Source organism: Opitutia bacterium ISCC 52 (genome assembly GCA_014529675.2).
Taxonomy (GTDB): domain Bacteria; phylum Verrucomicrobiota; class Verrucomicrobiia; order Opitutales; family UBA2995; genus UBA2995.
Genome location: CP076040.1, coordinates 428843 through 443182 on the forward strand (window position 1 = coordinate 428843; position 14340 = coordinate 443182).

Consider the following 14340-nt stretch of genomic DNA (forward strand, 5'->3'; position numbering starts at 1 on the left):
AATTAATGCCATTTAATAAGAGTTGAGCCCCAAGTTAATCCAGCTCCAAAAGCCACTAATAGGACATAGTCTCCAGATTGAATGCAACCTTTTTGCCGGGCTTCATGCAGGGCAATAGGAATAGAAGCAGCGGAGGTATTGCCGTAGCGGTCTAGATTCACGAAAAACTTGTCTTTTGGGATTTTTGTGGTGCGTGCCAGAGCATCGATAATTCGTAGATTGGCCTGATGTGGAATGATGAGATTGATGTCCTCAGGTTTCAATCCATGTCTTTCGAGCATGATACGGGCCGATTGTTCCATCCAGCGGACAGCAATTTTAAAAACCTCCCGGCCATTCATTTTGAGAAAATGTTGGCGTTGTTCGAGTGAGTCGTGAGTTGGTGGAATCGCACTTCCTCCTCCAGGCAAGCAAAGGAGTTGGGCTTTTGATCCGTCGTTACCTGTGTAGGAGTCGATAATCCCGGTGTTTTCTTTATCTGTGTTGCTCAGAACCACGGCTCCTGCACCGTCTCCAAATAGGACACAAGTCGTTCGATCTTCCCAGTCCAGAATGGATGATATCTTTTCTGATCCTATTACCAGTGCATTTCGGAACGCACCACTTCTCATCATATTGGATGCTACTTCAATGCCGTAAATAAATCCGGAGCAAGCGGCAGAAAGATCGAAGCTGGTTACTTTGTTAATTCCCAGCTTGGGTTGAATGAGCGATGCGGTGGAAGGGAAGAACATATCAGGGCTCAAAGTAGCCACGATGATCAGGTCGATTTCGGAGGCCGATACACTCGCCGATTCCATGGCTACCTTGGCTGCTTCTGCACCCATCGTGGAGGCTGTTTCTCCCTCTTCTGCAAACCGTCGTTCTCGAATGCCCGTACGCGTACGTATCCACTCATCGGAGGTTTCCACGTACGTTGAAATTTCGTCGTTTGAAACAACTCTGGAAGGCGCATAGGATCCGGTCCCTACAATGAAAACTCCAGGTGCTGATCGAGTCATAAGCTGGAAACTAGATAGATTGAGAGAATGGCTGTCTAGAGCAATCGGGGGCTATTTATGCCTCGCTGCCTCATTGAGTAGAGCCACACTCTTGGTGACATCATCTCGGATAAGATGATCGATATCCTGCTCGATAAATTGCATGGCAATGGTGAGTGCTCCTTCAATCGCAAATCGGTCGCTGGACCCGTGTGCCTTGAGTACATCGCCATTAAGACCCAGGAGCGGCGCACCACTGTAGCGTTCCGGGCTGAGTTGTGCTTTCATGGCTTTAAAAGCACCCTGGCTCATAAAGGCACCTGCTTTGCGAATCGGGGTGGCCGTGAGCTCTTGCTTAAGAAAGCCTGAAAGTGTGGAGAGTAAGCCCTCGCAGGCTTTCAATAGGACATTGCCTACATACCCGTCGCAAACCACTACATCCACGGTATCATTAAATAATTGGGTTCCTTCGATGGGCCCATGGTAATTGATTAATCCCCCGAGCTGTTTCAGGAGTTGATTGGATTCGTTAATGAAATCCGTGCCTTTTCCTTCTTCCGTACCAATCGAAATCAGTCCGACTCTTGGGTTTTCGATACCCAAGGCGACTTTGCAGTAGTTTTTGCCCAATATAGCGTTTCCAACCATATTTTCCGGCGAAGGGCTTGGATTAGCTCCTGCGTCAATGAGTACCCAGTGCTTCGTCTGATTGGGAATGATTACGCCCAGAGCAGGCCTGGCAATGCCGGGAATGGTTCGAAGCTTGATGGTGCCTCCTGCCATGAGACTACCTGTGTTGCCACAGCTGAGAACGACTTGAGCTTGTCCTTCTTTTACCAACTCAATGGCTCGAACCATAGAGGAGTCCTTCTTCGACTTCAGCGATTTGAGAGGCTTTTCATCCATTTGGATGACCTCTGACGCGTGAAAAGTCCGAATATGGGAATGATTATCAATCGCCTCTTCTTGAAGGGCGGCTTTGATTTGCGCCTCGTCACCCACGAGTATGAAGTCCTTGGGAAGATGCCTCAGGCTTTTAATTGCAAGCGCAACGCCAGCAATCACTTCACCTGGACCCATGTCTGAGCCCATGACATCGACCGCGATCGAAGCTTTGGATACACCCGGTTGGTCTGCCATTGCGGAGCGAAAAAGGGAAGTGGCAGGCCTCCTAAATTAGACGTCGATATCTGTTACCTGACGGCCACGATACATGCCGTTGGCAGGATTCACTCGGTGTGGACGAAATAGTGTGCCGTCGGTTGAATCCTTTGACAATTCGGGAGCTTTAAAACGATTGGCACCGCGGCGTAGACGGCTGCGTTGCTTGGACTGTTTGCGTTTTGGATTGGCCATGTTTTTGCAAAAATTGAAGTGTTTTCTCTATTCCTCGAGTTTTGGGAAACGCATCTAATTAGGGGTCGGTTTTCTGCGGGTCAAGTACGCTTTGGATATTATTCAAAGCTCTTAAAAGTAGAAAACGAAAACGAGAATCAAAGCGATGATGATTCTATAGTAGCCAAAAAGAGCTAAGCCATGCTTTCCCAGGAAGTTAACCATCCATTTTACGGCTATGGCGGCGGAGATTGCTGCGATCAGGCAGCCCAGTAGTGGCATGCCCAAACCGAAAGCTTCGATAATAGGGGGTCCTTCTTTGTAACCCTTATAGACTGAAGCGGCTGTGAGGGTCACTAATCCCAACAAAAAGCTGAATTCTGCGGCTAGGGTGGGTGAGAGGCGAACCAGATATCCGCCGATAATTGTCATCATGGAACGACTGGTTCCTGGCCACATGGCGACGCATTGTAGAAATCCAATAAACAGGCAATGGGTTATCGATAGCTCGTGGAGTTCCGGGGATTTCTCATCATCGATATTTTTGTCGTGCCACCGATCGACGATTAGAATGCCGATTCCGCCGATGAACAGCGCTGCAATGACAGGTCCTGGACCAAAAAGGTACTGATCGATCAAGCTTTCAAAAAGCAGGCCGATAACCGCGGCGGGCAGGAAGGCAAAAATAAGGTTTCTAAGTAAGCGTAATCCATCGGGGTTTTTGCCCATCATGCCTTGTAGAATTCCCATCAAGCGCTGCCAGTAGAGCAGAACAACAGCGGCAATAGCTCCAAACTGGATGATGATCACATAGGCATCTATCCCTGCTTTGAGAGTCAGGGGCGTGCCGTTCGGGTTTTCTGGTGACGGTTCTTCCAGGAATACGATGGAGCCCTGTTGATCGATTAGAACCGTCTCCTCGGATAATCCCATAAATTGGGCTGCAAGGATCAAGTGCCCAGTAGAAGAAACCGGTAGATACTCGGTCAGGCCTTCCACCACGCCCAGGACGACGGTTTCAAATAACGAAAGCTCGATCGCTTCGGCCGAAGGTGGTTCCTCCTGATCGGGAGCTTGCCCATGGACCTCTGAAATGAGGACGGAAATGGACATGACTAGGCAGCAAAAGAATCGTTGAGTGGTATTTTTCAAAGCAGGACTTGAGTTCAAAGAAACCGTTTGGCAGCTTGTGGCTCTGATTATCTGACCCGCAAGGGTAAATTGCCAATCCTCACGATATTATGAGCGTTCTTGAAACATCGCTGCCTGATCTCAAATCAGGCATTGCCCTCGAACTGATCCAGGCCGAAGCCGCTGCCAATGAACTGGCTTCAGCTGAGATCTCACCTGAAGTGAAGAAAAACTTCTTAATTGCCTTGAATGAAAAGGGAGAGACACCCGCAGAAGTAGCTGGATTTGCTTCTGCGTTCAGGCGCCTGGCTGTCAAACCTCGCTTAGAAGACTTTGCTGATGAAGCGGTGGATGTCTGTGGCACCGGTGGGGACAAATCTCACAGTTTTAATATCTCGACCGCCGTAACACTGATTGTCGCTTCTTCTGGAGTGAAGGTATTTAAACACGGCAATCGTTCGATTACTTCAAAATGTGGTTCTGCCGAATTGCTTGAAGCCCTTGGGGTTCAGTTTCTGACTGATCCTAAAGAGCTACGGAAGGCGATGGAGGCTCTGAACTTTGTATTTTTCTTTGCTCCTAATTATCATCCTGCCTTCAAGGAGATCATGCCGGTCCGCCAGCAGTTAGCTCAGGAAGGTAAGCGAACTATTTTCAATATTCTAGGACCCATGATTAATCCTGGGTCTCCCTCCCACCAATTAACGGGTGTATTTTCCAAAAACTGGGTGGAACCTATGGCTGAGGCCTTTCACACGCTTGGTCTGAAGAATGGAGTCGTCGTCCACACCGTACTCGATGAAACGCGGGGTATGGATGAGCTCGCTTGCTGTGGTAAACCTGTCAGTGCCGGATTCGGTGCTTCCTGGGAACAGTCCATCGATTGGAACTGGAATAGCCTCGGCTTGGCTGCGTGCTCGGAAGAGGATCTTAAGGGAGGTGACTTGGAATTTAATAGGAATTTGCTAGATGTATTGTTGACTGGTAACGCTCCTAAGGGGCTTGAAGATACCGTGGCACTCAATGCCGGCGTGGCCTTCTCAGTCGTTGGTAAGTCGAGTTCTATTAAGGAAGGTATCGCCCTTGCACGTGAGCAAATGCTCGGAGGAGCCGTGGCCAACCACCTCGTGAAGATACGAGACTATTTCAGTGCATGAAGCGGAAATACTTTGGAACGGATGGCATCCGAGGTGCCTACGGTGTGTCTGTACTTACTGATGCGTTTGCTGCGCGTCTGGGTGGAGCAGTTGCTCAATGGATTAGAGCGGATGGAGAGGCCCTCACGATTGCGATCGGTCGCGATACTCGAGCTTCAGGTCCAGCTTTGTTGAATGCGTTTGCTCGTGGCTTACAGTCGGAAAGCAACATTCGTGTTGTCGACCTCGGAGCACTTCCCACTCCTGCGATAGCCGTAAGCGTGAGAAACGTTGGCGCGACTCTTGGAGTTGCTATCACCGCATCGCACAACCCGGCCCAAGACAACGGCATCAAGTTTTTCAATTCATTGGGTAAGAAATTAACCGATAGTCAGGAGCTTGAGATTGAGTCATTAGTTGATCGTATTGAATTGCCTGATACGTTGAATGCTCCTCAGGTTGAAGTTTGCTCTTCAGGCATATTAGCCTATCTGGATCTTCTTCGTCCGACTTTGCCTGAAGGATCGCTTAAAGGATTTCGCATCGTTGTAGATACAGCGAATGGGGCGGCCTGTAATACCACGCCGGCTTTATTGAAAGAGTTGGGAGCTGAATTATTCGTTTATGGCAATGAACCGAATGGGTTGAACATCAACGAAGGTGTAGGAAGTCAGTATCCAAATCATCTCAGTGAAAAAGTCCTCGGGCATCAGGCTCATTTGGGAATTGCTCACGATGGAGATGCCGATCGTCTACTCATTTGTGATGAGTCGGGTAAGGTGGTTTCAGGAGATAGACTGCTCGGGTTACTTGCCTTACACGAGTCCAAGCACGGTCGCCTGGAGAAGAACACGCTCGTAGCTACGAAGCAGAGTAATATTGGTTTAGACCACACCTTGGGGAAAGCGGGCGTCTCCGTCGTCAGGACATCCATTGGAGATCGCCATGTGTTAGAAGAAATGTCGAAGTCGGGCTACAACCTGGGTGGAGAAAGCTCGGGTCATGTTATAGTGTCCGATATCAATTCTACAGGGGATGGGTTGGCTGCTGCATTAAAACTCCTCGCTATTTTGGTGGAAGAAGGGAGACCGCTTTCGGAGCTGCAATCGCGAGTGACCTTATTCCCTCAGATTTCTCAGGCCATAGAGGTCGTCGAAAAAAAACCATTGGAGGACCTGGCGGAAATACAGTCGGTCCTCGACGGGTTGGAATCTGAGATGGGTGAGGCTGGGCGTGTGTTGTTGCGTTATTCAGGAACTGAGAACAAGATCCGTCTCCTAGTTGAGGGAGAGGATGCCGATGCTGTAGAAGCTTGGTATCAACAGCTCGAAACAGTAGTCTGTGATCACCTTACCTGACCTATGGATGAACTGAAAATTTCTGAATTGGACGACCGCCTGCAGAAGCAGTTGCATTCAGCTCGTGAAGCACTTGGAAGAGGAGGCGTCGATTATATCGTCCAAATCTGTGGGGAGCTATTGAAGCATCATCCAGGTGCATTTGAAGTTCGTGACTTACTCTGGAAAGCGCTCTACTCAGAAATTCAAAAGTCATCCGGCTTGTCTTGGCCGAACAAAAAATCGAGTGGCTTCCAATTCAAGCTCTCGACCCGATCATTATTAAAAACGGATCCATTGGCCTTGTTACTCAAATGCGATGAGCAACTGCGGGGAAAGCAGATATTTACGGAACTGTTTGTTTCTATGGACAAGGCTGCGGAGGCCCTGGGTTGGTTGGAATCGCGCGTGGTTGCCTGCAAGGCATTATCTGAATTGGAATCAGAGAAAGTAGCTCCCCGGCTTGCATTGGCCCAATTGTTAATAGAAGTAGGTCGACCTCAGCAGGCTATTGAATCTTTAGAATGGGCTCTATCGAAAGAGCCTTCCAATGCGAGTGCTCAAACCCTCCTTAAGAATGCCTCCGTTGCGGAAACCTTGCAACGTGGGAATTGGGAAGATTCGGGAACTTCCTTTCATTCTAAAAAACAGTCCTAACTAAGGTATGTCAGAAGCGATTCAAAAGGTTAAATTCTACAACCGATTATCCGGTAAGCTCGAAGAGGAACATATATATGGCGAGGCGTCTCTTCGATGGGCTTACTATAATCCGATCGGGAAGCTTGTTACGAAGCTGATAGTAAAGAACCCTATCTTATCACGTTTTTATGGTTGGCTGATGAGTCGATCAAGTAGTCGCAAAAAGATCCTCCCCTTTATCGAACAGTACAAAGTGAACCCCGATGAATTCCTCGAGTCCCCTGAATCTTTCCGTCACTTCAATGATTTCTTCTATCGGGAACTAAAGCCGGAGAGCCGCCCCATCGAAGAAGGAGAAGGCACTATCGTGTTTCCTGCCGATGGTCGGCACCTCGCCTTTCCGAATATTCAGAAAGCGGATACAATCTATGCAAAGGGTCAGGTATTTAATCTCGAGCAGTTTCTCGGGGAAATGTCTCTTGTTCATGGGTTAGAAGGCGGCACTGTCCTCATCTCGCGATTGTGTCCCGTGGATTACCATCGGTTTCATGCTCCGTTTTCAGGCACTGCCATGACTCCGCAAATGGTTGGGAAATCTTTGTATTCAGTCAATCCGTTGGCTCTTTCTCAAAAGCTGGAGTATCTAACTGAAAATCGTCGTTGGATAATCCCCTTCAAATTGAAGGATGGAAAGATTGCGGTGGTAGTTGTGATCGGTGCCACCTTTGTCGGGAGCGCGGAGTTTACTTTTGAGCCCGGCTTCGTTGAAAAAGGGCAAGAGCTCGGCTACTTCCTCTTTGGTGGTTCCTGTGTAGCAACCATCTTGCCTCCGGGATATGTACAACTTGATGAAAGCCTTGCTTCCCAATCCCATGAAGGCGTTGAATCTTACGACCAAATGGGGAGGCCATTTGCGGTATGTCGTTAAGGTAAACAGCCATGCTAAAAAGGGCTTGCATTCATCAAACCTCCACTTAGCTTTTCTCCCTCATTCATATTTGGGTGGTGTTGCCGAGTAAAGGTCACCTCAAAACACTCAGGAGTTAATTGACAGTTTAGATTTTTCATAACTCTTCGGAGTTACAGATGCCTGGGTGGTGGAATTGGCAGACACGCTGGATTTAGGATCCAGTGCCGCGAGGCGTAGGGGTTCGACCCCCCTCCCAGGTACCACTTAATCTCTATCTTGCTCTTCGTATTGATCTTGATCTGTTTCTAAATTTCACGGTCTCACCCCATACGGCGTGTTCCGGTTGCCTTCGGCCCCGGTCTTGTCAGTCGCCAATGCTCCTTCGGAACGACCCCCCTCCCAGGTGCCATCCGCCGCCGTTTCGAAGTTCGAAACTGTGGCGAGATGCCTTGTAAAAGATTTACCACTCCCTTCGATGTTCGCTACTTACTTCCGTGATTTCTTTCCCAGGCAAAGAGGAATTGCTGAGCCAGTCCGGCATAAGAACCGAAGTGGGTTCGACCAAAGTGTGCGACTTGTTTGGGAGACCAATCATCCAACCCATAGTGGCGTCGCATGACTTTCAGAATCCAGGTATCTACAGGAAAGGCTTCCAGCATATGGTAGCCGAATAAGAGAGTACAATCGGCCACTTTTTCGCCCACTCCTGGAAATTCGCACAGGGCATCTTTCGCCTCTTCGTAGGGCTGCCAGCTGAGTGCGCTTAGGTCGATGTTCTCTTCGGCAATTTTGAGTGCCGTCTTGTGAATGTTGGCAGCACGAAATCCGAACTTACACGCCCGTAAAGCTGATTCCTCAATAGTCGTGAGATCCGCCCAAGTAGGTAGCTGATTTATCTGATCTTCCAGCGGACGACCGAAGCGATTGCGCACCAGATGGATCATCTCTTTGATTTGCACAATCTGTTTGGTAGCGCTGCAGAGGAATCCAAGGAGCGTCTCGCCATGAGGTTGTGCCAGAATTCGTAATTCTGGATAGGTCTCCATGCAGCGTTTTAAATGCGAATCACTACGCCAGGGGAGTGTGTCGTAGTAAGCTTTATAAGCTTTGTTCGTTCCCAGGTAGTCGGTTAGTAATTTCTCAGCTCCTTCGCGTTGTTCCAGGAGACAACTCCACTCGACTTGCTTGTTCTCTAGCCAGCGAAGTCGTAGCGGGAAATTCAATACGACTCCTTGGTAGGAATATTCGTCCATCGAGTTCCAGCAAAATGCCTGGCCCCCATCCAGAGTCTCCTTAAATGAATTTAGGTCTGGTTGCCAATCGCTGTAGGCTTTCCAGGGAGACCACGAATCAATCATCTCCCCACAAGAAACTCGATGCTGAGTCTAACGTAGTACCATCCTTGCCGATCACCGATAATTTATACGCTACCGGAGGATGAGTCTTATCCGCCCACTTTTCACCGGTTAGCCCCAGGTAGATGGGTTTTGAAGGTTCGATCGACGAGCTTGCTTGAAAGATGTACTCTTTGAGGTCTGGAGAGCCTGGTTCATACACTTCCAGCTTGAAGTGATCGACCGCATCGGAAGTGGACAATTGGAAAGTAACATAGTGACCCGTCCTCGCTTCTGAATCGGATCGCAGGATCGTTCTGTTGCCGGCTACTTCGACTCCATTGAAATATTCTGAGATTCGAGTGAAGGATTCCTCAGAGTAGTAGCGTTGCTCCAAATAATCGATAGAAGCAAAACCCACCGAACAGGTGAGTGCTAGCAAAGTGATAATGGATCGAATCAGCGGCATGGTTGTAAATGATTGGGAAAAGGAGAGGGGAGTCAATGTTCCGGATTATACCGGACGAAGGACGTGAGGGTTGGTGAATGAGTAAATTGTACCTGAATGGAAAGTAAGAGAAAGAACTATATATTTAGACTCGCCTGAGATTTCGGGCGGGTCACGGAAATGTTCCGAGGATTCGTAAAAAACGAGAGTTTTTGAGCTGGTTAGCCCCTGTTAGGCTAGGTTCTATTCGAACTAATTAGTATTTTTACCAATCCGGTGAACCGTCCGGAATCACCATGAGGAGTAGCGCTTAAGTCGCACCACCTCATAAAGATCCGGATTTACCCGCTGGATAAAGCGACTTGGGTTCATGAAGTTCGTGTTGCCTCCAAACTGAGTCATACGTGGCGAGGTCATATAGAGTTCGTCCATAGCTCGAGTAACCGCTACATAGAAAAGGCGACGTTCTTCGTCGAGGTCGCCGCGGTCGATAGCTCGTTTGAGTGGAAATAGTCCCTCTGAACAACCAAGGAGGAATACCACTGGAAACTCCAATCCTTTAGCTTGGTGAACCGTCGTCAGGCGCAATTGGTCTTCGTCGGGATCGATGGATTTCTGAGAGGTCTCCGAATTCATCAGCACGAGTTGCGACAGTAGCTCTTGCAGATCTGTAAAGCGCTGTGCGAAACCGATCAGACTCTGCAGATCATCCATCCTTTGCAGGTAATTGGGGTAGAGGGTCTTTATGAAATCAGCATACCAGCCTTCCACGGCCAGAGCCACTACTTCGCTCGGTGACTCGGAGTTAGCTGCTTTCACAATTGACTGAACAGTAGCTGCCAGGGATTCCCAATGATCGCGCGCGCCTTTGGGGACTTTGGCTATGACCGGCTTCGTCAGAAACATGTCGGATATGTGTTCACCGGTTGTTTTAGCTTCCTCATATGCAGTAATGAAAATTTTCTCAGCCGTTTTCTCACCCACCTTAGGGAGCAATCCACAGAAACGATGAAAGGCTCGGGAGTCGTTTGAGTTATAGGCAAATTTTATTTGAGCCACCAGATCCTTGATGTGGGCTTGTTCGAAGAACTGAACACCGCTGGTTATTTGAAAGGGCAGGTGCTGACGGGTGAGCTCCATTTGAAGATCCACTGCTTGGTAGTGAGCCCGGTAGAGTACGGTGATATCGCTAAGCGATCGACCTTCTTCGAGAAGCGCTTGAATTCTTCGTATAACCACTGAGGCTTCTTCCCTTCCATCCATAGCCTGGATCATCATGGGTTGAAGGTGAGAATCTCTGACTGGGCGTAGTTCTTTATGGAAGCCTTGCCCTGAGTCGAACTGGTTGATGATGTCGTTCGCAAATGACAGAATCTCTGGCGTGCTTCGGTAATTTGTTTCAATACGGTACATTTCTGTGCCGTCGTGATTGTCAGGAAAATGGAGGATGTTTTCGTAGTTGGCCCCGCGCCAGGAGTAAATGCTCTGGGCATCGTCTCCTACCGCCATGATCTGGTTCCGACTGCCGATCAGGTCGATGATTTGTGCCTGGATCTTATTGGTGTCCTGATACTCGTCCACGAGTATGTGCTGGAATCGATCCTGGTAATATTTCGCAACCTGCTCCTGGGTCTTTAAAATCTCCAACCAGTAGGCGAGTAGATCATCATAGTCAGCAACCTGCTGAGTCTTCTTTCTTTCCGTATAGCCCTCTGCGAATTTCTCGAAGTCGGGGATGTACTCATGGAAGTAGGGAGAGAATTGATTTACAGAATCCTCGATCGATTGGCAGGTGTTACGAGCGAGGCTGAGGGTGTTGGATATAACTTTGGCCTTGGGGTTATTCTTATCCTTAAGAAACAAGGCGTCTTTACTGCGGATGACCGTCGTCAGCAGTGACTCGGCATCGGACTGGTCCATGATGGTGTAGTTGGACTTTATGCCCAGCGGCTCCCCATGCATGCGCAGCATTCTCTGTCCGATGGAGTGAAACGTGCCCCCCCAGAAGGCTCGTCTTTGCACACCGGTTAGCTCCTCAACCCGGGCCAGCATTTCTCGGGCAGCTTTGTTGGTGAAGGTGAGCAGCAATATGTTTCCGGGATGAACACCTTGTTCTAGTAGGTAAGCCACACGATAGGTCAGGGTGCGGGTTTTCCCCGAACCGGCTCCTGCCAAGACCAGTGCTGGACCCTCCGGTGCCGTTACAGCGGCGTATTGCTCGTCATTGAGTTCGGCACGAAAATCAATGGGTGGATAACCCATATCTTGAGGCGATGATGTCCAGCTGTCTAAATCCATAAAGAGCCGACGTTAGGGATCGACCTTGAGGAGGGAAACAAATTCTCCCAATTGTGAATAATTCGCCGAGACTAGCTCCGCTTAGACGAGCACCAGATCATCGCGATGGATGACGTCCCACTTACTGCGGTTAGGAAACGATTGTGCGATTTCCTCTTTCGACTTCCCCAAAATAGATTGCAGTTCTTCGCTGCTGAAGCGGACGAGCCCACGTGCGATCAGATTGTGATTCTGATCTACTACTTCAATGAGCGAGTCAGTCGGGAAATCCGATTCGCAGCTCCGAATTCCGAGGGCAAGCAAACTGCAGCCTTCTTCAACCAATGCGGTGGCGGCACCCTCATCTACAGCGATTTTTCCTTGAGGCTTGGCAAAAAAGGCTAACCAGCGCTTCCGGCTCTCAAGAGGTATGTCGGATGGAATGAAGTAGGTTCCCTCAGCACTGCCCTTGAAAAGATCAGTTAGAATGTGAGGTGCATCCCCAGCGCCGAGGAATACTCCGCACTCTGACCGTGTAGCGACTTTGGCCGCTTCGATCTTTGAAGTCATTCCGCCGATGGAGGTCTCGCTGGTGGTTCCTTTCGCGAGCGCTTCAATTTCAGGGTTGATATTTTCAACGACGGGAATCAGTCTGTCACCATCATCGAGATCAAGTAGTCCAGGAACCGTTGTGAGAATAGAAAGTACTTGGGATTTCGTAATACTGGCTACCAGGGCAGAGAGGATGTCGTTGTCTCCAAATTTGATTTCAAGCTCCTCTGCACTCACTGAGTCGTTCTCGTTGATAATAGGAACCACGCCTTCGCCAAGCAGTGTCTCTATCGTGTGCATAATGGCCAGGTGGCGCCTCCGACCGTGGACATCGTCCCGAGTCAGCAAAATTTGCCCGACGACAATATCAAATGGCTCGAAATGCTTTTGCCAGGTTTGGGTCAATATACTTTGGCCAACTGCGGCACAGGCCTGAAGCTTTTCAATAGCTTTGGGGCGTTTCTCTAATCCCAGTCTCCCCATCCCGAGGCCCACGGCTCCCGAGCTTACCAGGATGACCTGAATTCCCTTTTCTCTCAAGCTGGCGATTTGTTCACAAAATGAGCGGACATACGATTCGTTCATTTCACCGTTTCCAGAAGTGAGTACATTCGTGCCCACCTTCACGACCATTCGGCGTGCGTCTGAAAAATGCTTTAATGTGGTCTCTTCGTTCAAATCAACTGAGTTCTTGGGCGGATGGGATTAGATTTCTCCTAAAAACGCCAATAAAAAAGCGCCGTGATAACGGCGCTTTGAAATTGGATGAGAACGGGCTTACATCGCTTGGAGCTCTTGTTCCTTGCTCTTCATGTGGTTGTCAATGTCTTCCACATGGTCGTGGGTGATTTTCTCCACTTCTTTTTCCCAGCGTTTGAAGTCATCCTCGGAAATTTCTCCATCCTTTTTGGCTTCTTTTAGAAGATCGAGTCCGTCCTTACGTGCATGACGCACACTGATACGGCCATCCTCGGCCATCCGGTGGGCTACTTTGACCAGCTCCTGGCGGCGGTCACCGCTGAGTTCTGGAATAGGAATCCGAATGATGGCTCCGTCAATCGATGGGTTGAGTCCCAGATTGGCCGTCATAATAGATTTCTCGATCGGTTGCATCACTGACTTATCCCAAGGCTGAATTTGGATCGTTCTGGAATCGGGCGTGGTGATCGCTGCCATATCACGCAAACGCATGTTGCTTCCGTAGGCGTCGACCATGACATTCTCCACCATGGAAGGGGATGCCTTACCCGTATGGAGAGTGGAGAAATCGTGCAAGGTGTGTTCCACAGCCTTGCCCATGCTTTGTTTGGTATCGTTAATAATTTCTTGGCTCATAAATGGGTGTGATTGAGTGATCTTATCCGTGGACTAGGGTCCCGATGGTTTCTCCTGATACAGCTTTTTTAATGGCATCTGGATCGTTGAGGTCAATCACGAGAATAGGGACCTGATTATCCATGCAGAGAGAAAATGCGGTGGAATCCATGACTTTGAGACGCTGATTCAAGCATTCCATATAGGTGAGCGTGTCGTATTTGACTGCGTCGTCGTGTTTCATTGGGTCTTTATCGTAGATACCGTCGACCTTGGTGGCTTTCAAAATGATTTCGGCCTGCACTTCGTTGGCTCGGAGCGCTGCCGTCGTATCCGTGGAAAAGTACGGGTTCCCGGTCCCAGCACCAAAGATGACCAGGCGTCCTCGCTCCAAGTGACGGGTCGCTCGACGTAGAATGTAGGGTTCTGCCACTGCATCCATCCGTATGGCGGAAAGCACTCGAGTGACCACTCCCAGTTTTTCCAAACAGTCCATCAACGCCATAGAGTTGATCACGGTGGCCAGCATGCCCATGTAATCGCCGGTGGTTCGAGCCACGCCTTTACCTTCGCCCTGGAGCCCTCGGAATATGTTTCCGCCGCCTACTACGACGCCGATTTCCATCCCAAAATCCCAGATTTCTTTCAGCTGTTTACAAATTCTCAGCAGAATCTCGGGATCGATCGGATCACCGGAATCGGGATTTTTTAATACTTCACCACTCAGCTTGAGAATGATGCGTTTATACTTCAGTTCGCGGGTCGCAGAAGAGTCTGTTTGCATTAAAGCCTTCTTGTAGGTGAATCCCAGGTGGGTCGTCAATCGTTGAAAAGGAAAGATTCTAACTTATCCCTCGGATTTGCTGGTTTGTGAGCAGAAGTGAGTCCTCATATTCGACTGTTTTCAGTACTTGACGTGCCAAAAAAATCTTACCACCTTACCTGCC

Annotated in this window: 14 protein-coding genes and 1 tRNA gene; 5 read left to right on the forward strand and 10 right to left on the reverse strand. The window is 49.1% G+C overall.

The features are described 5' to 3' along the window. Positions 1 to 2 precede the first annotated feature (2 nt). From GA003_01820 to GA003_01835, 4 genes are all read right to left on the reverse strand, one after another. Positions 3 to 1001, reverse strand: a complete 999-nt coding sequence (locus GA003_01820; GenBank protein QXD28742.1) for a ketoacyl-ACP synthase III — start codon at positions 999 to 1001, stop codon at positions 3 to 5. A 51-nt stretch (positions 1002 to 1052) separates the two neighbouring features. Then, entirely contained in the window at positions 1053 to 2120 is a 1068-nt protein-coding gene (gene plsX / locus GA003_01825) for a phosphate acyltransferase PlsX (protein ID QXD28743.1), read from the reverse strand. 36 nt (positions 2121 to 2156) lie between these two features. Further along, on the reverse strand, positions 2157 to 2336 hold the full coding sequence (gene rpmF, locus GA003_01830; GenBank protein QXD28744.1) for a 50S ribosomal protein L32: 180 nt from the start codon (positions 2334 to 2336) through the stop codon (positions 2157 to 2159). Between the two features lie 111 nt (positions 2337 to 2447). Further along, positions 2448 to 3428: an undecaprenyl-diphosphate phosphatase gene (locus GA003_01835; protein QXD28745.1), complete on the reverse strand. Its 981-nt coding sequence runs from the start codon at positions 3426 to 3428 to the stop codon at positions 2448 to 2450. Positions 3429 to 3556: 128 nt separating this feature from the next. Here GA003_01835 and trpD point away from each other — a divergent pair, with 128 nt between their 5' ends. From trpD to GA003_01860, 5 genes are all read left to right on the forward strand, one after another. Further along, positions 3557 to 4603, forward strand: coding sequence for an anthranilate phosphoribosyltransferase (gene trpD / locus GA003_01840; GenBank protein QXD28746.1), 1047 nt, complete (start codon positions 3557 to 3559; stop codon positions 4601 to 4603). Continuing rightward, positions 4600 to 5940, forward strand: coding sequence for a phosphoglucosamine mutase (glmM, locus tag GA003_01845; protein QXD28747.1), 1341 nt, complete (start codon positions 4600 to 4602; stop codon positions 5938 to 5940). The genes trpD and glmM overlap by 4 nt, the downstream gene beginning before the upstream one ends. A gap of 3 nt (positions 5941 to 5943) precedes the next feature. Further along, a complete protein-coding gene (locus GA003_01850; GenBank protein QXD28748.1) occupies positions 5944 to 6576 on the forward strand; it encodes a tetratricopeptide repeat protein in 633 nt (210 codons plus the stop codon). A gap of 7 nt (positions 6577 to 6583) precedes the next feature. Further along, the gene (locus tag GA003_01855; protein ID QXD28749.1) at positions 6584 to 7486 is read left to right on the forward strand and encodes a phosphatidylserine decarboxylase; all 903 of its coding nucleotides are present in this window, start codon (positions 6584 to 6586) and stop codon (positions 7484 to 7486) included. 160 nt (positions 7487 to 7646) lie between these two features. Further along, positions 7647 to 7731, forward strand: a tRNA-Leu gene (locus tag GA003_01860). 219 nt (positions 7732 to 7950) lie between these two features. Here the strand turns inward: GA003_01860 and GA003_01865 are convergent. The 6 genes from GA003_01865 to pyrH form a co-directional block, all read right to left on the reverse strand. Continuing rightward, on the reverse strand, positions 7951 to 8826 hold the full coding sequence (locus GA003_01865; GenBank protein QXD28750.1) for a DNA-binding protein: 876 nt from the start codon (positions 8824 to 8826) through the stop codon (positions 7951 to 7953). After that, on the reverse strand, positions 8819 to 9271 hold the full coding sequence (locus GA003_01870) for a hypothetical protein (GenBank protein QXD28751.1): 453 nt from the start codon (positions 9269 to 9271) through the stop codon (positions 8819 to 8821). Before GA003_01870 ends, GA003_01865 begins: the two co-directional genes overlap by 8 nt. Positions 9272 to 9541: 270 nt before the next feature. Then, positions 9542 to 11548, reverse strand: coding sequence for an ATP-dependent helicase (locus tag GA003_01875; GenBank protein QXD28752.1), 2007 nt, complete (start codon positions 11546 to 11548; stop codon positions 9542 to 9544). 81 nt (positions 11549 to 11629) lie between these two features. Continuing rightward, positions 11630 to 12757: a glutamate 5-kinase gene (gene proB / locus GA003_01880; protein QXD28753.1), complete on the reverse strand. Its 1128-nt coding sequence runs from the start codon at positions 12755 to 12757 to the stop codon at positions 11630 to 11632. Positions 12758 to 12856: 99 nt separating this feature from the next. Then, a complete protein-coding gene (gene frr / locus GA003_01885; GenBank protein QXD28754.1) occupies positions 12857 to 13414 on the reverse strand; it encodes a ribosome recycling factor in 558 nt (185 codons plus the stop codon). Between the two features lie 22 nt (positions 13415 to 13436). Then, entirely contained in the window at positions 13437 to 14177 is a 741-nt protein-coding gene (gene pyrH / locus GA003_01890; protein ID QXD28755.1) for a UMP kinase, read from the reverse strand. Positions 14178 to 14340: the final 163 nt, after the last annotated feature.

What these genes read in the sequence shown, in the direction of transcription:
- GA003_01865 (QXD28750.1), bottom strand. Translation starts at nt 8,826, where the DNA reads ATGATTGATTCGTGGTCTCCCTGGAAAGCCTACAGCGATTGGCAACCA.
- plsX (QXD28743.1), bottom strand. Translation starts at nt 2,120, where the DNA reads ATGGCAGACCAACCGGGTGTATCCAAAGCTTCGATCGCGGTCGATGTC.
- GA003_01850 (QXD28748.1), top strand. Translation starts at nt 5,944, where the DNA reads ATGGATGAACTGAAAATTTCTGAATTGGACGACCGCCTGCAGAAGCAG.
- GA003_01870 (QXD28751.1), bottom strand. Translation starts at nt 9,271, where the DNA reads ATGCCGCTGATTCGATCCATTATCACTTTGCTAGCACTCACCTGTTCG.
- GA003_01855 (QXD28749.1), top strand. Translation starts at nt 6,584, where the DNA reads ATGTCAGAAGCGATTCAAAAGGTTAAATTCTACAACCGATTATCCGGT.
- GA003_01875 (QXD28752.1), bottom strand. Translation starts at nt 11,548, where the DNA reads ATGGATTTAGACAGCTGGACATCATCGCCTCAAGATATGGGTTATCCA.
- GA003_01835 (QXD28745.1), bottom strand. Translation starts at nt 3,428, where the DNA reads ATGTCCATTTCCGTCCTCATTTCAGAGGTCCATGGGCAAGCTCCCGAT.
- trpD (QXD28746.1), top strand. Translation starts at nt 3,557, where the DNA reads ATGAGCGTTCTTGAAACATCGCTGCCTGATCTCAAATCAGGCATTGCC.
- pyrH (QXD28755.1), bottom strand. Translation starts at nt 14,177, where the DNA reads ATGCAAACAGACTCTTCTGCGACCCGCGAACTGAAGTATAAACGCATC.
- rpmF (QXD28744.1), bottom strand. Translation starts at nt 2,336, where the DNA reads ATGGCCAATCCAAAACGCAAACAGTCCAAGCAACGCAGCCGTCTACGC.
- GA003_01820 (QXD28742.1), bottom strand. Translation starts at nt 1,001, where the DNA reads ATGACTCGATCAGCACCTGGAGTTTTCATTGTAGGGACCGGATCCTAT.
- frr (QXD28754.1), bottom strand. Translation starts at nt 13,414, where the DNA reads ATGAGCCAAGAAATTATTAACGATACCAAACAAAGCATGGGCAAGGCT.
- glmM (QXD28747.1), top strand. Translation starts at nt 4,600, where the DNA reads ATGAAGCGGAAATACTTTGGAACGGATGGCATCCGAGGTGCCTACGGT.